This window comes from Aeromonas veronii (assembly GCF_040215105.1).
GTDB classification, from domain to species: Bacteria; Pseudomonadota; Gammaproteobacteria; order Enterobacterales; family Aeromonadaceae; genus Aeromonas; species Aeromonas veronii_G.
In genome coordinates, this window is record NZ_CP157875.1 from 3902411 (window position 1) to 3920084 (window position 17674).

A 17674-nucleotide genomic window follows, 5' to 3' on the forward strand; every position below is an offset into this window, starting at 1 on the left:
TCATCTTGCGAAGCAGGCGTCAGACCGTGGTCTGGCGGGTACCGAAGTAGTCTGCCAGGAAGTCATCGAACGAGAGGCTGTCACCGCGCTCACGCTCCCGCTGCTTGGCCAGCGAATCCCGCGCCTCACCGGCGAAGTAGGCCTCGTCCCAGTACTCCAGCTCACCAGCCAGCATCTCCTCCCGGTAGCGGCTCGCCAGCTCGTCGCCGAGGCAGCCGTTGTCCTGGCCGCTTTCCAGCAGTTGCTTGAGCAGGCGGGCGGAATAGGTAAGTTCGGGGTTTAGCAGCTTTTCCCGATGCATGGCCAGCGTCTCGCGATAGCGATTGCGACCACAGCAGCGATCCAGCAGCTCGGCCACCTGATCCAGCTCGCCAAACAGCGTGAGGCCGAACTCCTTGAGGCCGATTGGGTTGCCCTGTTCGTCCTCCAGTTCGAGGCCGGGACGACGACCCTCCAGCACCACCTTGTTCTGGTTGCGGCGATTGCGCGCCACCTCCTCGTCGGTCAGCACAGGGGACGGGCGCAGCAGGCACCAGACAAGGAAGAGATCGAAGAAGCGGATCTGATCCACCTCGATGCCGAACGGCGTGAAGGGGTTCACGTCCACGGTACGCAGCTCGATGTATTCGATGCCGCGTTGCTCCAGCGCATCCGACGGCTTCTCGCCGCTGCGCGGGGTGCGCTTGGGCCGGATGGGCGCATACAGCTCGTTCTCCAGCTGCAGCACGTTGTCATTGAGCTGACGGTACTCCCCGTTCACCTTGACCCCGATCTTGGCGAACTCTGGATCATGGGTGTTGATGGCGCGGCGCAAACTGCTGACATAGGCCGGCAGGTTGTCGTGGCGGATCTTGAGGCCCGCCTGGGCGCTGTTGGTATAGCCGAGATCGGACAGGCGCAGCGCGGTGGCATAAGGCAGATAGAGGGTCCCCTTGCCGGTCTTCTGGAACGGCAGGCTGCTCTTGCGGCCCTTGAGGAAGGAGTCGCAGATGGCGGGGGAGGCACCGAACAGATAGGGCACCAACCAGCCGAAGCGGTAGACGTTGCGAATAAGCCCCATGTACTTGTCGGAGATGAAGCGCTGGCTGCAGCAGCCCTCGCCAACCAGATCCTGCCATTCGCACCAGAAGCTGTCCGGCATGGAGAAGTTGAAGTGCACCCCGGCGATGACCTGCATCAGGCTGCCGTAGCGGTTCTTCAGCCCCTGCCGGTAGAGGGTCTTCATCCGGCCTATGTTGGAGCTGCCGTACTGGGCCAGCCGGATGCTCTCCTCGTCACCGACGAAGCAGGGCATGGAGAGGGGCCAGATCCGCTCGTCACCGATGTGACGGATGCTGTGGCGATGGATGTCGCCAAGCTGCTCGATCAGGCTCTCGATGGAATCCGTGGCCGGGGTGATGAACTCCAGCAGGCTCTCGGAGTAGTCGGTGGTGATGTTGCCATGGGTCAGGGCGGATCCCAGACTCTTCGGATGATCGGTCTGGGCCAGGGTGCCTTCGGGGGTAATGCGCAGGCATTCACGCTCTATCCCGCGGCGGATCCCCTTGAGGGCGGTGACCCGCTCGGGGGCGCCAAGGGCAGCCAACAACTCGGTGAGCGACAAGCTAGTAGTAGTCATATTCACGGCTCATGTGTGGCCGCCCCGGCCGGGGCGGCGCTCATTATTTTGCTCTGCCTGTCAGGGCAGTTGCAGTGGATAGATGGGAAGATGAAGCTCGGCAAGCGGTTTTTCAAGCTTTTGCTTGTCTCCCACCACCACAATCACCATGTCGGCCGGGTTCAACCAACGGGCCGCACTGGCTTTCAGCGTCTCGGGTGACACCGTTTTGATCAGCTGACTCTGGGCCTGCACATAGTCGGGTTTCAGGTCATACATGATCATCTGCAGCAGGAAGCCCGCCTTCTGGCCCAGGGTCTCGTAGGAGAGGGCATCCTGCTGGGAGACGGCGCTGCGCATATAGGCCAGCTCCACCGGGGTGGGGCCGCTCGCGCGATAGCCATCCATCTCTTTGAGGAACTGGCGGATCGCATCCACGGTCGCATCGGTCCGCACATTGGCACCGGTGGCGAAGACCCCCGCCTCGCGGTTGGCGGAGAAGCCCGAGCTGGCCCCATAGGTGTAACCCTTGTCTTCCCGCAGGTTGAGGTTGATGCGGCTGTTGAAGTTGCCCCCCAGGTTGAAGTTCATCAGGTTGGCGACGAAGTAATCCCCCGTGGTGTCGAACGCCATGGCGCGGCGGCCGATGCGGATCACCGACTGGGGGGCTCCCGGCTTGTCCACCAGATAGATGCCGGGTTTGGCCTGCTCACCCTGAGGCTTGAGATCCCCAAGCTTGGGCGCGGCGCCCTTCCACTCCGGCAGGAAGCCGAGTTCGGATTCGATCTGCTGCTGGGTCACGTCCCCGGTCACCACCACCTTGGCATTAGTCGGGTTGTAATAGGCCTGATAGAAGCGCTTCACATCCGCCAGGGTCAGCTTCTCCACATCGGTCAGCACGCCGTTGCTGGGTTGACCCAACCGGTTCTGCTTGCCGTAGACCAGCTCGCGGAACGCCTGACCTGCCAGCCACTCCGGCTGCTGTTCGCTCTGCTTCATCCCTTGCAGCATCTGGGCCTTGAGTCGCTCGAAATCCGCCTCCCGCATACCGGGGCGTTCGAACACCTCGCGCACCAGGGCCAGGGTCTGGGGCAATTTGTCGGTCAGCGAGCTGATGGTGATGAGGCTGTTGTACTGGGCGGTGGAGACGCTGATGCTGGCGCCGAGCTTTTGCAACTCGTCGCTGAGCTCGGCCTCGGAGAGGCGCACCGTGCCCTGTTCCAGCATGGCGGCGGTGAGGCTGGCGAGACCGAGTTCCCCCTTGCCTTCCGCCCGGATACCGCCCGGCAGGGCGATCATGATGGAGACGGCGGGGATCTCGTCACTCTGGGTGCCGATGATCTCGATGCCCTTGTCCAGCTTGCCGTGCCAGATGGCCGGCACCTTGACGCTGACCGCCTCGCCAGCCTTGGGCTGCACGCTGCGATCGAAGCTGTCTTTCACCGGACGCAGGGCCAGAGGCTCCCCGTGCTTGCTGTAATCGGGCAGCTCCCGCTTGGCCGGACTGAAGTTGGGGGCGGCGGCCTGCCAGTCCGTCTTGCCCTTGGGCACCACGCTCAGCACCACGGAAGGCTTGCCCGCGATGAACTTGTCGTAGGCGGCCTTGACGTCATCGGCCTTGACCGCGGCGATGGCATCCAGGTTCTTGAACACATAGTTGGGATCCTGGGCCAGCACCTGACCCATGGCGAGCTGACTCACCTTGCCCTCTATGCTGTCCAGCCCCCAGATGGCGGAGGAGCGATAGCTGCTGATGGCCTTCTCCAGATCCGCAGGCTTGACGCCCCGGTTGGCGAAATCGGCGATCACCTTGTCCACTTCCCCCTTGAGGGTCTTGAGGCTGCCATCCACCGCCGGGTTCGGATAGGCATAGACCGTCAGGGTACAGGCCAGCTCCTCGCAGGAGTGACCGGCCCCCACCTCGATGGCCTTGCCGGTCTTGACCAGGGACTGATAAAGCATGGAGCTGGCAGAGCCGCCGAGCACGTCGGCAAAGATGTCCAGCGCCGGCTCCTGGGGATCGCCAAGCGCCACGGTGGGATAGCTGATGTAGAGCAGCGGCAGGTGCACCTTGTCCTGCAAGGTGACGTAGCGGGTCTCGGGCAGGGTTGCAGGCTTGGGGGTCGGCTCGGCCACATCGGGCCCGCGGGGAATGGATCCGAAGTACTGCTCAATCCAGGCCAGCGCCTGCTTGCTGTCAAAGTCCCCGCCCAGGGTCAGGGTCGCGTTGTTCGGCCCGTACCAGCGCAGGAAGAACTGCTTGAGGTCATCCACCCCGACCCTGTCCAGATCTTCCACATAACCGATGGGCTGCCAGGAGTAGGGATGGGTGCGCGGATAGAGCGCCTCCCCCACCTTCTCGCTCACCAGGCCATAGGGTTGGTTGTCGATGCGCTGGGCCCGCTCGTTCTTGACGGTGGCACGCTGGATCTCGAATTTCTTCTGGCTCACCGCATCGAGCAGGAAGCCCATGCGATCCGCCTCCAGCCAGAGCACCTTCTCCAGCTGGTTGGCCGGCACCGTCTCGTAGTAGTTGGTTCTGTCCTTGTTGGTGGTGCCGTTCATGTCACCACCGGCCTCGTTGATGATCCGCATGTGCTCCTGATCACCCACGTGCTTGGAGCCCTGGAACATCATGTGCTCGAAGAAGTGCGCAAACCCGGACTTGCCCACCGTCTCGCGGGACGATCCCACGTGATAGGTGACATCCAGGTGCACCAAGGGGTCCGATTTGTCCGGTGCCAGGATCACGGTCAGGCCGTTGTCCAGCTTGTACATCTGATAGGGAATGCCGAGCTTGCCCTCCTGCTTGACCTGCTCCGACACCAGGGTCGGGGCGGCCAGCGCCGGCAGGGCAAAGCCCATGAGAAGGCTTAATGGGATGAGTTGCTTCACGGTTACCTCGTGACTGAACGAAAAAGACTAGAAGATCTGCTTGGCCAGCAGAAACACCAGGGCATAACGAAACAATTTGCCGAGCCCGATAAGAATGAGGGAGCGCCAGAACGAGAGGCGCAGCCAACCGGCCAGCAGGCAGAGACCATCGCCTATCACCGGCATCCAGGCAAGCAGCAGACACCAGTGACCATGGAGTTTGAGCCAACCGAGCGCCTTTTGTTCCCCACGGCCTTGAAAATCTTCCGGTTTCTTTTTGAAGGTGGCCAACCAGCCGAGCCACCAGGTGGTCATCGACCCCAGCGTATTGCCGAGGGTGGCCCAGAACAGCAGGCTGGCCATGCTCCACTGACCCTGGTTGGCCATCACCCCGAGCAGCACTTCCGAGCTGCCGGGCAGCAGAGTCGCGGAGGTAAAGGCGCTCAGAAACAGCCAGCCCAGCCCGGTTTCCAGGGTCTCCATCACGTCGTCGCCCTTATGCCGGATACTGCTCGGCGGCCGGCATGCGCAGCACCAGCTTGCCACGGGTGTGGCCCGCCTCGATGGCCTGATGGGCCAGCGCCCCCTCCGCCAGCGTATACTCGCCGGCCAGGGTAATGTGCACATCTCCCTGACGTAGCAGGATAAGCATCTGGGCCAGCTGCTTGTTGTCGGGGTGCACCAGCATGCCGCTCACCTCAACCCCCAGCTCGGCACCGGCATCCTTGATAAGCTGGGCCGTGATGGTCGGCACCGTCACCAGCCGGCCACCCGGTTTGACGCAGGCAAGGGCCGCCTTGCCACTCTCGCCCCCCGTCAGATCCAGCACCAGATCCACCTGGCCGACCTGGGCAACCCAGTCGACATCGTGGTAATCCACCATGAAGTCGGCGCCGATCCCGTGCAGGAAGCCGTGGTTATCCTGGCTGGCGGTCACCACCACCTCGGCGCCATAGGCGCTGGCAAACTGCACCGCCAGATGGCCGACCCCCCCGGCACCGGCCAGGATCAGCACCCGCTGACCACGCTTGAGATCGCCATGCTCGAACAGTCCCTGCCAGGCGGTGAGGCCCGCCAGCGGCAGCGCCGCCCCCTGCTTGAGGCTGACACCATCGAGTTTGACCAGCTCGCTTTCGCTCACCACGATGGATTCGGCATAGGCGCCCGCCGCCAGCGGGAAGCCCACCATGCCGCACACCGGTTCCCCCTCCTTGAGGGAGGTGACCCCGGGGCCGACTTTGTCGACCACCCCGGCCATGTCATAGCCCGGGGTCCAGGGCAGGTTGTCCTTGTTCTGGGCCGCCGCCCAGCCGAGCCCGGCCCGGGTCTTGGCATCGATGGGATTGACGCCGGCGTAGCAGATGCGCACCCGCACCTCTCCCTCTGCGGGGATCCTGTCCTGCGAAGGGTTGAGCTTGAGTACCGAGGGGGCGCCGAATGCGGTAATCTGTAGCTGCGTCATTGCACAATCCATCCTGTTGATTGATCAAGGATCCACAGAATAACAGCGAGGACCACATGGCTCGAATGTTTCTTATCCCTCTGTTGCTGGCTCTGGGTTGGTGGGCCTTCCTGCTCTACTTCCGGATCCCGCTCAAACAGGGGGCCAGGGGGTTTTACTGGATCATCGGTCTGGGTGGCGGGCTCGCCGCCTTCCTCAGCCTGATGATGGTGCTGACCCACTAGCCCGTCCTCCAGCAACGACGAGGCCACCCTGAGGTGGCCTCCTGTTTTGCCCGTCTGGTAATGACATCCGTAGCCATTGCCCCCGGTGGCTCGCTCAACCCGCTTGCACGTTGAGGTGATAGTGACGGTTGCTGCCCTGCCCCAGCACCCCTTCTGCCAGCAGATGCTGGAACACCCTGTCCACCTCCTCCAGCGGCATGGCCAGTGCCTCGGCGACCCTGCGCTTGCTGCATTTGGACTCACCGCTCTCCAGCAGGCTTCTCACCCTGGCGACCTGCGCGGGCTCCGGCGCCGGTCTGGCGACGACCAGGGGCTCGACAGGCACGGCCGGGGTCACTTCCGCCTCCCGCGGTTGCTGCTGTCGTTGCCACAGTCGGCGGAAGCGGTTCTCCTCCCCGATCAGGCTGACGAAGTAGGCGCCGAAGGCATCGAGCAGGATGGAGAGGAAACAGACCAGCAGGAACTGCACCTGACTGATGCTCATGCCCACCCCGTCTGCCAGGCTGCTCATCAGCCCCAGCATGGAAGATTGTTCATTGAGGGGCTTGGCATCCCGCTCCTGGCGCAGCGCATCCTGCTTCAGCCTCAGCTTGGTGTTGGCCTGCTGCAGGCCGTTGACGCCGCTGGAGATCCGCGCCATCTCGATGTACTTGCGAGCCGCCTCTTCGTTGAGCTGGATCTGCCGCTCTATGCTGGCGATCTGCTCGTCGAAACGGGCAATTTCCCGCTCGTGGCGGGCCTGCTGGCTCAGGATGGTGTTGGTGGCGCTGTTGATGCCACCGATGCTGCCACCGATGGAGATGGCCGCCAGCACGCTGTAGAACAGCAGCGACCAGAAGGCGCCGCCGAGATCCCGGCGCGCCTTGCACTCCCCGTACTCGTACCAGACGTAGAACTTGCCCAGCTCGAAGATGATGGCCAGCCCGCCAAACAGCCACTTCATCAAGGGGTTGTCGTCGATGGAGAGAAACAGCAGCAGGGAGAAGACAATGGAGGCCAGGATGGCCAGGCCGGTAAAGGAGTAAACGGTGCTGAGCGCGAACCACCCCTTGGGGTAGCGCAGCGCGGCGGGAGCTTGTGTCGTCATGATGAGCGAAAGATGTGAAGCAGAGGAAAAGTTGGCTGCCGATTATAGTCAGCCAGCGGGCAGAATGAAGGCGGATCCCCGGATTTCCACCATATCCGCATCCGGATGGGCAGAACCCGACCGAATTGGACAAATAGCCACCCCCTTGTCCCCAGGAGACGGGATCCGGCAGCCACCGGATGCCGTCATGATCAAGGGACGCGCGGATACACGGCGCCCTTTCATCTGTCCCCCTGATCATGGCGAGTCCCTCCCTCCCGCCAATCGGCCTGCCGCTCGTCCAGAGTGCAGCTGGGAGGCCATCGCCTCCCATTCTTTGCTCCGAATAGCCTGCACAACTCATGCAGACCGGGGGCGTACCGAGCAGGCTGCCTCCCAGACGGTTCGGCCAACCCGTTGAATTGCTTCAACGTTTCTGACGCCACCCAAGAAGCCGACGCGTTCAAGGCATTTAACCACCATTTCTGCACCAAGTTGCCGGAAGTCACCGACAGACGTTGTTCCGCTTTGGTTCAGGTTGCCCCCCCTACACTGAGGCCCCTGCTACCAGAGAGGTCATCATGCGCAACTCCGTTTCCCATCTGCTCTCCAGGCTGCTCAACAGCGGCGCGGCCTTCGCGGCGCCCCCGGCCCACGACAATGCAGCCAATCGGGAGCGCCCTTCGCAAGACTCACGCCAGAGCGACACCGAGCAGCACAACGCACCGCAAAGGAAAGAGTTGTCAGCTGGAGTGGATCACGAAACCATCAACGAATAGCGCATAACACTGCCCATCCCTACCAGTAATTCTCCATGCTGATATTGCCCGGCGCTCGTCTCAGGTTTTTGGCCAACCCCAGTGCCAGCAAGGATTGCTGGGTCTCCTTCACCATGGCGGGATTGCCGCAGATCATCACCTGACTGTGCTCGGCGGAAAACGCCAACCCCACCCGCTCCTGCAGACTGCCCTCATCGATGGCCGCCGGGATCCGCCCTGCCATGGCCCCCGGCCACGCCTCGCGGCTGACGAAGGGGACATAGCGGAATCGGGGGCCGTACTGCTCGACCAAGCTGGTGATGAGGGCCTGATAGGTGAGCTCCTCCCCCTTGCGCACTCCGTGCACCAGCACCAGGTTCTCGAACCGCCGGAAGACCTCGCCCTCCGCCAGCATGGCGAGGAAGGGGCCGATGGCCGTGCCGGTGGAGAGCAGCCAGAGATCTCGCCCGGCGGGAAGCTCGTCCAGGGTCAGGAAACCGGTGGCCTGGGATTGCACCAACAGGCTGTCACCGGGCTGGAGGGCGCCGAGGGAGGGCGTCAGCTCCCCGTCCGGGATCGTCACCAGATAGAATTCGTGGTAGGGCGTGGTGGGAGGATTGACGAAAGAGTAGGCCCGCTGGACCCGTTGCTCGCCCCGTTGCAGGGCCAGCTTGGTGAATTGACCCGCCTTGTAGGGGGCAAGCTCTGCCGCCACACGCAGGGAGAACAGGGTGGGTGTCCATTCGATGCGCTCGATGACCCGGCCTTCGACCCAGGCTGCCATAGGGATCTCCGTCAGAGGAACAGAGCCCCACTCTACCCCGTGATCCCCGCCGGATTCAAAAATAAAAAAACCCGCGCAGTTGCGCGGGTTTTTTCTGCAAAGCGAGACGCTATTACAGAGCAACAACCTGGATTTGTACGGTTGCCTTGACGTCAGCGTGCAGCTGAACAACAACTTCGTACTCACCGGTGTTACGCAGAACGTTGCCCATGCGGACTTCGCTCTTGGCAACGGCTACGCCGGCAGCAGTGATGGCTTCAGCCACGTCACGGGTACCGATGGAACCGAACAGCTTGCCTTCGTCGCCAGACTTGGAGGCGATGACAACGGCAGCCAGTTCACCCAGCTTGGCAGCGCGCTCTTCAGCGGCAGCTTTACCGGCAGCCAGCTTGGCTTCCAGTTCAGCACGGCGAGCATCGAAGGTCTCGATGTTGGCCTTGGTAGCCATAACGGCTTTGCCTTGCGGGATCAGGTAGTTACGGGCATAACCAGCTTTAACGGAAACTTGGTCACCCAGACCGCCCAGTTTGGCGATCTTATCGAGCAGGATAACTTGCATTACCTTTCCTCTATGAAAGTTGAGTTAGGCGTAAGCGCCGGACCGATTCTTACTTGTTGTGCAGATCGGTGTACGGCAGCAGAGCCAGGTAACGAGCACGCTTGATGGCGCGTGCCAGCTGACGCTGATACTTGGCGCGGGTACCGGTGATACGGCTCGGTACGATCTTGCCAGATTCAGTGACGTAGTTTTTCAGAGTAACGATATCTTTGTAGTCGATCTCGGTAACGTTCTCGGCGGTGAAGCGGCAGAACTTACGACGACGGAAATAACGTGCCATGGCCTTTATCCTCTATGGAATGATCTTAAGAATTACTCTTCGGAAGACGCTTCAACAGCATCTTCGCGGCGCTCGTCGTCACGACGGGTGAAGCGCTCTTCCTTGGCCTTGGCCATCGGAGAAACTTCAGTCACGGCGTGCTTGGTGCGCATGATCATGTTGCGGATAACGGCATCGTTGAAGCGGAAGTTGGTTTCCAGCTCATCGATAACGGCCTGCTCGGCTTCTACGTTCATCAGAACATAGTGAGCCTTGTGCAGCTTGTCGATCGGGTAAGCCAGTTGACGGCGGCCCCAATCTTCCAGGCGATGAATGGTACCACCGGAGGTGGTGATGGCGCCGGTGTAACGCTCGATCATGCCAGGTACTTGCTCGCTCTGGTCCGGGTGAACCATGAAGACGATTTCGTAATGACGCATTTTAGCTCCTTACGGATTAATTCAGCCTCTGCCCAGGTGCAGCCAGACCTCGGAGGCAAGGAACATAGTGGTGTTTTGACGCTGCTTTCTAGGGCGGCGTATTGTACGAAATCGCCTCTCCCACTGCAACCGGCGTCAACATTTGTTTTTATCGATGGATCTGATGCAAAACTTCAATTGATAACAATTATCATTTAGATCCATACTATCCTCAGGACTTTCTGGAGGGTGTGATATGCAACCCGCGCTGAGCACGGCCATCCCGGCCCGCAAATTCAAGCTGACCCTGCTGGGGCCAGCCTTCATCGCCGCCATCGGCTACATAGATCCGGGCAACTTTGCCACCAATATCCAGGCGGGCTCCACCTTCGGCTATCAACTGCTATGGGTGGTGGTCTGGGCCAACCTGATGGCCATGCTGGTGCAGACCCTCTCCGCCAAGCTCGGCATCGTCACCGGCAAGAACCTGGCGGAGCACATCCGCGACAAGCTGCCAAAACCCGCCGTCTGGGCCTACTGGGTACAGGCGGAGATCATCGCCATGGCCACGGACCTCGCCGAGTTCATCGGCGCCGCCGTGGGCTTCAAGCTGCTGCTCGGGGTCACCCTGCTGGAAGGGGCCTGCATCACCGCCGTGGTCACCTGGGGCATCCTCATGCTCCAGAGCCGTGGCCAGAAGCCACTGGAGTTCGCCGTGGGTGGTCTGCTGCTGTTTGTGGCCGCCGCCTATATCGTCGAGCTGGTGTTCTCCCGCCCTCATCTGCCCAGCCTGCTGGAGGGCGCCCTCTTCCCCGGCCTGCCCAACAGTGATGCCATCTACCTGGCCGCCGGCGTGCTGGGGGCGACCGTGATGCCCCACGTCATCTATCTGCACTCGGCGCTGACCCAGCACACCCAGGATCAGGGCACCATCAGCCAGCGCCTGCACACTACCAAGGTGGATGTGGCCATCGCCATGACCATCGCCGGCTTCGTCAACCTGGCCATGATGGCCATGGCGGCGGCGGCCTTCCACGGCACCGGCAACCAGCAGGTCGCCGAGCTGGAGACGGCCTACCAGACGCTGACGCCGCTGCTCGGCCCCGCCGCGGCGACCCTGTTCGGCCTCTCTCTGGTGGCATCCGGCATCTCCTCCACCGTGGTGGGGACCCTCGCCGGTCAGGTGGTGATGCAGGGCTTCGTGCGTTTCAGCATCCCGCTCTGGCTGCGCCGGCTTATCACCATGGCTCCCGCCTTCGTGGTGATCGCCATGGGGCTCAACACCACGGAGATCCTGGTGCTGAGCCAGGTGATCCTGAGCTTCGGGATCGCCCTGGCCCTCATCCCCCTGCTGATCCTGACCGGGGATCGCGCCCTGATGGGCCAGCATCGCAACCATCCGGTCACCCAGGCGCTGGGCCGTCTCATCGTCGCCCTGGTGATCGGCCTCAACGCCTATCTGCTGGTCTCCATGATCTGATTTATTCCGTCAGTGCAAGGCGGGCTCATTAACCCGGGTTAATGAGCCCACCCGCACTTTGGCGTATGCTGCCCCTCTGTATTTGCAACGGGCGGGAGCCATCCATGGAACATAGCCGCGCCAGCTTCGTGCTGGGCCATCATTTCGAGCAGGCCAGAATCGTCCATTGCCAGGTGGGCGAGCCGACCCTGCTGGTGACCGAACTCACCCCTTTCCATCCCCAGAGCCACCTCTGGCCCGATCAACCGGGAGACGTCGGCACCGTCAGCTGGGAAGGCGGTCGCGCCGTCGTGGGTCCCTGCCGCATGGGCGCCATCAGCCCGGAAGGAGAACTCTTCGTCGATCAGGCCATCCCGGTCAAGCGGGGCGCAGAGGGCTGGGCCTTCGTGGTGGTGCACCCGCTGGCGGGCCAACATGCGCTTCCCATCGGCGGTGAGGTCGAGCTGAAGGTCGATGCAGAGGCTCGCCATGCCCTGAGTCTGGGCCACAGCGGCTGTCACCTGGTGGCCCTGGCCCTGAACCGGGTGCTGATGCCTTATTGGCGCAAGGAGGTGAGCGAGCGGGATGCGCTGGAGCAACCGGATTTCGACCGCCTCGCCATCCAGTCCTCCCGGGTCGAGTCGCGAGGCTCCCGGGAGCAATACCGCATCGGCAAGAGCCTGCGCAAGAAGGGGGTCAACAGCGAGGCGCTGCTGGCTGAACTGCCCCGCATAGAGCAGCAGGTGAACGCACAACTGGCCGAGTGGCTGGCGAGTGGCGGCGAGATCCGCCGTTCACGGGCTGGCGAGGCCATCATCGACTCTCGCTACTGGCACTGTGTGCTGGAAGGCAGGGAGGTCACCATCCCCTGTGGTGGCACCCACGTCGGCAGCCTGGCGGAGCTTGGCATCGTCAGCGTGCAGCTAAATCCCCGTGAGGAAGGCTTCACCCTGCAAAGCCGGGTCTCCCCTTAAACGGCGGTGGCAGGCCAGGAGGTGGTTCAGGCGAGGCGGATCAGCAGGATGCCGCCGAGGATCACCAGAGCAGCCACCAGCCTGACCCTGCCCAATCGCTCCCCCAGCCAGAGCCAGGAGAGCAGCATGGCAAACAGCACGCTGCTCTCGCGCAGGGCCGCCACCAATCCGATGGGGGCCTGGGTCATGGCCCAGATGACGATGCCGTAGGCAAGCAGCGACAGAGCCCCGCCGATCGCCCCCGCGGACCAGTCCGCCCGGCCCAGGCTACGCAGAGAGGTGCGGCTCTGCCAACGCATCAGCAGCGGCATCACCAGCGCCGTCAGAGTGAACAGCCAGAGGGTATAGCGCACCGGCGCGCCGGCCGAGCGGGCCCCCATGCCATCGGACAGGGTATAAGAGGCGGTGAAGAGCGCCGTCACCAACACGGCGGTGAGCGCCGTCGGCGCCAGCCTGATGCCACCGCGCCAGGCCATCAACAGCACGCCACTCACCAGCACCAATGCCCCCATCACCGCCGGCAGCCCGGGCCACTCCCCCAGCAGCAGAATACCCAGCAGCAGGGTCAGCAGGGGCGCACTGCCGCGCGCCAGCGGATAGACCTGGCCAAATTCCCCCAACCGATAGGCTCGGCCAAGAAACAGGCAATAGCCGCAGTGCAGCAGGATGGAGAGTGCCAGCCAGGGATACTCGGCGGGGGCCGGCCACCCAACCAGGGGCAGCAAGGGCAGGCAGAACAGCCCGGAACAGAGGGAGACCAGCAGCACGCTGACCCGGCCCGCGGCCTGGCGTTTGGCCAGAGCGTTCCAGAGTGCATGCAGCAGGGCGGCCAGCAAGATGGCCGCGAAGATGGTGGGGGTCACAGCAGAATTCCATGCTATCGGGGCCGGGGATCATAGCCCTTTATTCCATGGCAATGTGGGAGCCATCGCATGATTACGCTTTTGACTCCCACCAACAACCTCAGAGGGCCTTGCGCATTCCCATATGGGGGATGTCATCCTCGAGATAACCTTCCCCTTCCGCCACGAAGCCGTGACGGCCATAGAACCCCTGCAGATGGGCCTGGGCACCAAGCCAGATGGAGTGCGCAGGCCAGAGACCCTCGCAGCCCCTGACGGCCTCCGTCAGCAGGCGGTGGCCCAAGCCATCCCCGCGGGAGCGCGGCGACGTGACCACCCGGCCGATGGCCGCGCCCTGCTCGTCCCCGATGCCGGGGGCCATGATGCGGGCATAGGCCGCCAGATGCTCACCGTCATATCCCAGCAGATGCAGCACGCCGTCCCGGCGATCCACCCCGTCCAAGTCCTGGAAGGGACAAGTCTGCTCCACCACGAACACCTCGGCGCGCAGGGCAAGCAGGTCATACAACTCGTCCGTGGTGAGTTCACACCAGGGTTTGAGGCTCCAGTTCATCACATACTCCTTACCGATCCGGCTCGTCAGCATACTCTTGCAGATACAGGGTCGGCATTAACCTTGGTTAAGATGCTTGAGCCGCTTGCGAATACGGCTGAGGCTGATGGGGGTGATCCCGAGATAGGCGGCTACCTGATGATCCGGCACCCTGGCATCCAGCGCGGGGAAGCTCTGCAGGAAGTGCTGATAACGAGCCTGGGGGCTCTCGGTCAGCAGCAGCAACTCCTTTTCCTCCTTGATCCTCAACTGCACCGCCAGCAAGTGATGATACCAGGCAGGCCAGCAGGCGAACGTGCGCAGGTCTGACAGCGCGAACAGCTGCAAGCGACAGGGCTCCAGCGCCTCCACGCTGTAGCGGGCGGGTTCACCCGAGAGCAGATGGTGGAAGTCGATGAACTCATCCCCCTCCCAGTAGAACTCCTTGATGTACTCGCGCCCGTCCGCCAGCACCACCCTGGCCCGCAGCAATCCCTGCTCCACCCTGACCAGCAGATCCGGGCGCGCTCCCGCCTGCCAGAGGCAATCGCGGGGTGAGAGCCTCACCGGGCGGGCAAAAGAGAGGAGGCGCTCGGCCTCCTGCTCATTCATGTCCCTATCCAGATTGAACAGGGGTCTGTCCATCCCGACCAACTCAGCCGCGACGCTGACGCACGGCTTCGAACAGGCAGACGCCGGTCGCCACCGAGACATTCAGGCTAGAGACGGCCCCCGCCATGGGGATGCTCACCAGTTCATCACAGTGCTCACGGGTCAGGCGACGCATCCCCTTGCCCTCAGCGCCCATCACCAGCGCCATGGGGCCGGTAAGCTTGGCCTGGAACACATCGTGATCCGCCTCGCCGGCGGTGCCGACGATCCAGACACCGCGCTCCTGCAACTCGCGCAGGCTGCGGGCCAGGTTGGTGACCTGGATAAGCGGCACCACCTCGGCGGCGCCACAGGCGACCTTGCGCACTACAGAGGTCAGACCGGTGGCCTTGTCCCGCGGCACGATGACCGCATGGACCCCGGCCGCATCGGCGCTACGCAGGCAGGCGCCGAGGTTGTGCGGATCGGTCACCCCGTCCAGCACCAGCAGGAAGGGCTGGGCCTTTTGCTCGGCCAGGCCGTCCAGCAGGCTGGCCAGATCGTGCTCCGCCAGCTTGGGGGCCTCGATCACCTTGGCCATGATGCCCTGGTGATTGTTGCCCTCGGCCTTGTCGTCGAGCGTCTTGCGGTTCACGCTCTGCACCTTGAGGCCGAGGGATTCCAGCTCGTCCAGCAAGGGTTGCAGCCGGTCGTCATCGCGGCCCTTGAGGGCCCATACCTCGATGAAACGCTCCGGGGTGCGCTCGAGCAGCGCGGAGACAGCGTGAATGCCGTAGATCAGTTCAGTACTCATTTAGTGCTCTTGGCCTTGTCGCGGGCCTTCTTGCCCGGTCGTCTGTTGCTGGGTTTGGCACGGCCGCCCTTGTCGGCCTTGACGCCATCCTTGCTCTCCTTGCGTTTCTCGTGACGCTGGGCGCTCTTGGCCTTCTCCTTCTTGATCTCGGCCTGCTTGCGCGCCATCTCCTTGGCGTTCTTGCCGGTGGCCTGGAGGGGCTCTTCCACCATCACGAAGTCGATCTTGCGATCGTCCAGATTCACGCCCATCACCTTGACGCGCACCTTGTCACCCAGACGGTAGCGGCGGCGGAAGTTCTCGCCGATCAGCTGCTGGTGCAGGGGGTCGAACTGGTAGTAGTCGTTGGTGAGGGTGCTGACGTGCACCAGACCGTCGATGTGGATCTCGGCCAGACGCACGAAGAAGCCGAAGCCGGTGACGCTGGCGATGACGCCGTCGAACTCGTCACCCACGTGATCCAGCATGTACTCGCACTTGAGCCAGTCGGCCACGTCGCGGGTGGCGTCGTCGGCACGGCGCTCGGTCATGGAGCAGTGCTCGCCCATGGGATCGACTTCATCCAGCTGGTAGTGATAACCACCACTCGGGGTCCACTTGTGACGCAGATTCCCCTGCTGCTCTTTGGCAGTCTGGTATTTGATAGCGCGGTGCAGGATGAGATCCGGATAGCGGCGGATCGGCGAGGTGAAGTGGGCGTAAGACTTCAGGGCCAGACCGAAGTGACCGATGTTGTCGGCCTGATAGACCGCCTGGCGCATGGAGCGCAGCAACATGGTGGAGAGCAGCTCCGCATCCGGACGCCCTTCAAACTTGGCGGCCAGCTCGGCGAAGTCCTTCGGCTCGGGCTCGAGACCCCCCTTGAGCTCCAGGCCCAGTTCGGCCAGGAAGTCGCGGAAGCCGGTCAGGCGCTCTTCACCCGGACGATCGTGGGTACGGAACAGGGCGGCGGCCTCGTTCTTCTCGATGTAGCGGGCGGCCGCCACGTTCGCCTGGATCATGCACTCTTCGATGATCTTGTGGGCGTCGTTGCGCACCAGCGGCACGATACGGTCGATCTTGCGCTGGGCGTTGAAGATGAAGCGGGTCTCTTCGCTCTCGAACTCCACGGCGCCGCGTTGGTGACGAGCGTGCTTGAGGGCCTTGTAGAGGTTGTTGAGCTCCTCGATGTGGCCGATCAGCGGCTCATACTGCTGACGCAGCTTGGGCTCGCCATCCAGGATCCCCGCCACCTTGGTGTAGGTCATGCGGGCGTGGGAGTTCATCACCGCTTCGTAGAACTTGTAACCGGACATGCGGCCGGCGGCGGAGATGGTCATCTCGCACACCATGCACAGGCGGTCGACCTGCGGGTTCAGGGAGCAGAGGCCGTTGGAGAGCACCTCCGGCAGCATGGGCACCACGAATTCCGGGAAGTAGACGGAGTTACCGCGCTGATAGGCCTCGGCATCCAGCGCCGTACCGGGACGCACATAGGCAGACACGTCGGCGATGGCCACCCACAGACGCCAGCCGCCACCGCGCTTGGCTTCACAGAAGACCGCATCATCGAAGTCACGGGCATCTTCCCCGTCGATGGTGATGAGCGGCAGGGCACGCAGGTCGATGCGACCCTCTTTGGCCTTCTCCGGCACCTGTTCGCCCAGGCCCGCGATCTCCTTGGTCACCTCTTCCGGCCAGGTATGGGGAATGCCGTGGGTGCGCAGGGCTATCTCGATTTCCATGCCGGGAGCCATGTTCTCCCCCAGCACTTCCAGCACGGTGCCGACCGCGTTGAAGCGGGCGCTGGCACGCTGGTTGATGCGCACGACCACCACCTGGCTCTGACGGGCCCCCTTGTTCTCCCCTTCCGGGATGATGATGTCCTGGCCGATCCGGCTGTCATCCGGCACCACGAAGCCCACGCCGTTCTCGACGAAGTAACGACCGACGATGTCCGCCTCGCGGGACTTGAGCAGACGCACCAGACGCGCCTCCTGGCGGCCTTTGCGATCGATCTCGGTCGGCTGCACCAGGGCATAGTCGCCGTGCATCAGACGCTGCATCTCGCGGTTGTTCAGGAAGAGATCCGCTCCGCCGCCTTCGGGACGCAGAAAACCGAAACCGTCTTTGTGGCCGAGCACATAGCCTTTCACCAGATTCAGACGATCCGGCAGGGCGTAACATTGGTTGCGAGTGAAGACCAGCTGTCCGTCACGCTCCATGGCGCGCAGACGACGGCGCAAGGCTTCCAACGGCTCTTCCTCGGTCAGCTTGAGGACCTTGGCCAGCTCTTCACGGGACATGGGTTTCTCATGACCCTTGATGAGCTCCAGCAGCATCTCGCGGCTGGCGATGGGGTTTTCGTATTTTTCGGCCTCGCGTTGGAGGAAAGGATCTTTTTGAGACATAAGCAGGCCTTTGAATAAGGAATAACGCAGACATTATATCGAAGGGGGG

The 17674-nt window shown here is 62.8% G+C and carries 18 protein-coding genes; 4 read left to right on the forward strand and 14 right to left on the reverse strand.

Annotated elements, in window-relative coordinates:
• Positions 1 to 19: 19 nt before the first annotated feature.
• From gshA to ABNP46_RS17935, 4 genes are read right to left on the reverse strand one after another with little or no spacing between them, the layout of a single operon-like run.
• A complete protein-coding gene (gshA, locus tag ABNP46_RS17920; RefSeq protein ID WP_349919623.1) occupies positions 20 to 1618 on the reverse strand; it encodes a glutamate--cysteine ligase in 1599 nt (532 codons plus the stop codon).
• 60 nt (positions 1619 to 1678) lie between these two features.
• Entirely contained in the window at positions 1679 to 4492 is a 2814-nt protein-coding gene (locus ABNP46_RS17925) for a M16 family metallopeptidase (RefSeq protein WP_349919624.1), read from the reverse strand.
• A gap of 27 nt (positions 4493 to 4519) precedes the next feature.
• Positions 4520 to 4954, reverse strand: a complete 435-nt coding sequence (locus tag ABNP46_RS17930; RefSeq protein WP_349919626.1) for a YqaA family protein — start codon at positions 4952 to 4954, stop codon at positions 4520 to 4522.
• Between the two features lie 13 nt (positions 4955 to 4967).
• Positions 4968 to 5933: an NADP-dependent oxidoreductase gene (locus ABNP46_RS17935; RefSeq protein WP_349919627.1), complete on the reverse strand. Its 966-nt coding sequence runs from the start codon at positions 5931 to 5933 to the stop codon at positions 4968 to 4970.
• A gap of 56 nt (positions 5934 to 5989) precedes the next feature.
• On the opposite strand from ABNP46_RS17935, the gene ABNP46_RS17940 reads away from it, so the two are divergent.
• Positions 5990 to 6157: a hypothetical protein gene (locus ABNP46_RS17940; RefSeq protein ID WP_349922608.1), complete on the forward strand. Its 168-nt coding sequence runs from the start codon at positions 5990 to 5992 to the stop codon at positions 6155 to 6157.
• Positions 6158 to 6251: 94 nt separating this feature from the next.
• Here the strand turns inward: ABNP46_RS17940 and ABNP46_RS17945 are convergent, their stop codons facing one another.
• On the reverse strand, positions 6252 to 7244 hold the full coding sequence (locus ABNP46_RS17945) for a Preprotein translocase subunit SecY (protein ID WP_349919628.1): 993 nt from the start codon (positions 7242 to 7244) through the stop codon (positions 6252 to 6254).
• Between the two features lie 560 nt (positions 7245 to 7804).
• On the opposite strand from ABNP46_RS17945, the gene ABNP46_RS17950 reads away from it, so the two are divergent.
• Entirely contained in the window at positions 7805 to 8002 is a 198-nt protein-coding gene (locus tag ABNP46_RS17950; protein ID WP_349919630.1) for a hypothetical protein, read from the forward strand.
• A gap of 19 nt (positions 8003 to 8021) precedes the next feature.
• Here the strand turns inward: ABNP46_RS17950 and ABNP46_RS17955 are convergent, their stop codons facing one another.
• The 4 genes from ABNP46_RS17955 to rpsF form a co-directional block, all read right to left on the reverse strand.
• A complete protein-coding gene (locus ABNP46_RS17955; RefSeq protein ID WP_349919631.1) occupies positions 8022 to 8765 on the reverse strand; it encodes a ferredoxin--NADP reductase in 744 nt (247 codons plus the stop codon).
• 112 nt (positions 8766 to 8877) lie between these two features.
• A complete protein-coding gene (gene rplI, locus ABNP46_RS17960; protein WP_349919632.1) occupies positions 8878 to 9324 on the reverse strand; it encodes a 50S ribosomal protein L9 in 447 nt (148 codons plus the stop codon).
• 49 nt (positions 9325 to 9373) lie between these two features.
• The gene (gene rpsR / locus ABNP46_RS17965; protein ID WP_005313392.1) at positions 9374 to 9604 is read right to left on the reverse strand and encodes a 30S ribosomal protein S18; all 231 of its coding nucleotides are present in this window, start codon (positions 9602 to 9604) and stop codon (positions 9374 to 9376) included.
• Between the two features lie 32 nt (positions 9605 to 9636).
• Positions 9637 to 10023 (reverse strand): 30S ribosomal protein S6, encoded by a 387-nt coding sequence (rpsF, locus tag ABNP46_RS17970; RefSeq protein WP_349919633.1) that lies wholly within the window; start codon positions 10021 to 10023, stop codon positions 9637 to 9639.
• Between the two features lie 235 nt (positions 10024 to 10258).
• Between rpsF and ABNP46_RS17975 the strand changes: the two genes are divergently transcribed.
• Positions 10259 to 11482: an Nramp family divalent metal transporter gene (locus ABNP46_RS17975; RefSeq protein WP_349919635.1), complete on the forward strand. Its 1224-nt coding sequence runs from the start codon at positions 10259 to 10261 to the stop codon at positions 11480 to 11482.
• Positions 11483 to 11586: 104 nt separating this feature from the next.
• Entirely contained in the window at positions 11587 to 12435 is an 849-nt protein-coding gene (locus tag ABNP46_RS17980; RefSeq protein WP_349919636.1) for a hypothetical protein, read from the forward strand.
• A gap of 26 nt (positions 12436 to 12461) precedes the next feature.
• Here ABNP46_RS17980 and ABNP46_RS17985 read toward each other — a convergent pair whose 3' ends face one another.
• The 5 genes from ABNP46_RS17985 to rnr form a co-directional block, all read right to left on the reverse strand.
• Entirely contained in the window at positions 12462 to 13298 is an 837-nt protein-coding gene (locus ABNP46_RS17985) for a DMT family transporter (RefSeq protein WP_349919637.1), read from the reverse strand.
• A 100-nt stretch (positions 13299 to 13398) separates the two neighbouring features.
• On the reverse strand, positions 13399 to 13851 hold the full coding sequence (locus ABNP46_RS17990) for a GNAT family N-acetyltransferase (protein WP_349919638.1): 453 nt from the start codon (positions 13849 to 13851) through the stop codon (positions 13399 to 13401).
• A gap of 57 nt (positions 13852 to 13908) precedes the next feature.
• Positions 13909 to 14475, reverse strand: coding sequence for a Crp/Fnr family transcriptional regulator (locus tag ABNP46_RS17995; RefSeq protein WP_349919639.1), 567 nt, complete (start codon positions 14473 to 14475; stop codon positions 13909 to 13911).
• A gap of 10 nt (positions 14476 to 14485) precedes the next feature.
• Positions 14486 to 15235, reverse strand: coding sequence for a 23S rRNA (guanosine(2251)-2'-O)-methyltransferase RlmB (gene rlmB / locus ABNP46_RS18000; RefSeq protein WP_349919641.1), 750 nt, complete (start codon positions 15233 to 15235; stop codon positions 14486 to 14488).
• The gene (gene rnr / locus ABNP46_RS18005) at positions 15232 to 17625 is read right to left on the reverse strand and encodes a ribonuclease R (protein WP_349919642.1); all 2394 of its coding nucleotides are present in this window, start codon (positions 17623 to 17625) and stop codon (positions 15232 to 15234) included. The genes rlmB and rnr overlap by 4 nt, the downstream gene beginning before the upstream one ends.
• Positions 17626 to 17674: the final 49 nt, after the last annotated feature.

Bases quoted from the DNA above. Each gene is read 5' to 3' on its own strand.
- gshA (WP_349919623.1), bottom strand. From the start codon at position 1,618: ATGACTACTACTAGCTTGTCGCTCACCGAGTTGTTGGCTGCCCTTGGC.
- rpsR (WP_005313392.1), bottom strand. From the start codon at position 9,604: ATGGCACGTTATTTCCGTCGTCGTAAGTTCTGCCGCTTCACCGCCGAG.
- ABNP46_RS17930 (WP_349919626.1), bottom strand. From the start codon at position 4,954: ATGGAGACCCTGGAAACCGGGCTGGGCTGGCTGTTTCTGAGCGCCTTT.
- ABNP46_RS17975 (WP_349919635.1), top strand. From the start codon at position 10,259: ATGCAACCCGCGCTGAGCACGGCCATCCCGGCCCGCAAATTCAAGCTG.
- ABNP46_RS17980 (WP_349919636.1), top strand. From the start codon at position 11,587: ATGGAACATAGCCGCGCCAGCTTCGTGCTGGGCCATCATTTCGAGCAG.
- ABNP46_RS17945 (WP_349919628.1), bottom strand. From the start codon at position 7,244: ATGACGACACAAGCTCCCGCCGCGCTGCGCTACCCCAAGGGGTGGTTC.
- ABNP46_RS17940 (WP_349922608.1), top strand. From the start codon at position 5,990: ATGGCTCGAATGTTTCTTATCCCTCTGTTGCTGGCTCTGGGTTGGTGG.
- ABNP46_RS17995 (WP_349919639.1), bottom strand. From the start codon at position 14,475: ATGGACAGACCCCTGTTCAATCTGGATAGGGACATGAATGAGCAGGAG.
- rnr (WP_349919642.1), bottom strand. From the start codon at position 17,625: ATGTCTCAAAAAGATCCTTTCCTCCAACGCGAGGCCGAAAAATACGAA.
- ABNP46_RS17955 (WP_349919631.1), bottom strand. From the start codon at position 8,765: ATGGCAGCCTGGGTCGAAGGCCGGGTCATCGAGCGCATCGAATGGACA.
- ABNP46_RS17935 (WP_349919627.1), bottom strand. From the start codon at position 5,933: ATGACGCAGCTACAGATTACCGCATTCGGCGCCCCCTCGGTACTCAAG.
- ABNP46_RS17990 (WP_349919638.1), bottom strand. From the start codon at position 13,851: ATGAACTGGAGCCTCAAACCCTGGTGTGAACTCACCACGGACGAGTTG.
- rpsF (WP_349919633.1), bottom strand. From the start codon at position 10,023: ATGCGTCATTACGAAATCGTCTTCATGGTTCACCCGGACCAGAGCGAG.
- rplI (WP_349919632.1), bottom strand. From the start codon at position 9,324: ATGCAAGTTATCCTGCTCGATAAGATCGCCAAACTGGGCGGTCTGGGT.
- rlmB (WP_349919641.1), bottom strand. From the start codon at position 15,235: ATGAGTACTGAACTGATCTACGGCATTCACGCTGTCTCCGCGCTGCTC.
- ABNP46_RS17950 (WP_349919630.1), top strand. From the start codon at position 7,805: ATGCGCAACTCCGTTTCCCATCTGCTCTCCAGGCTGCTCAACAGCGGC.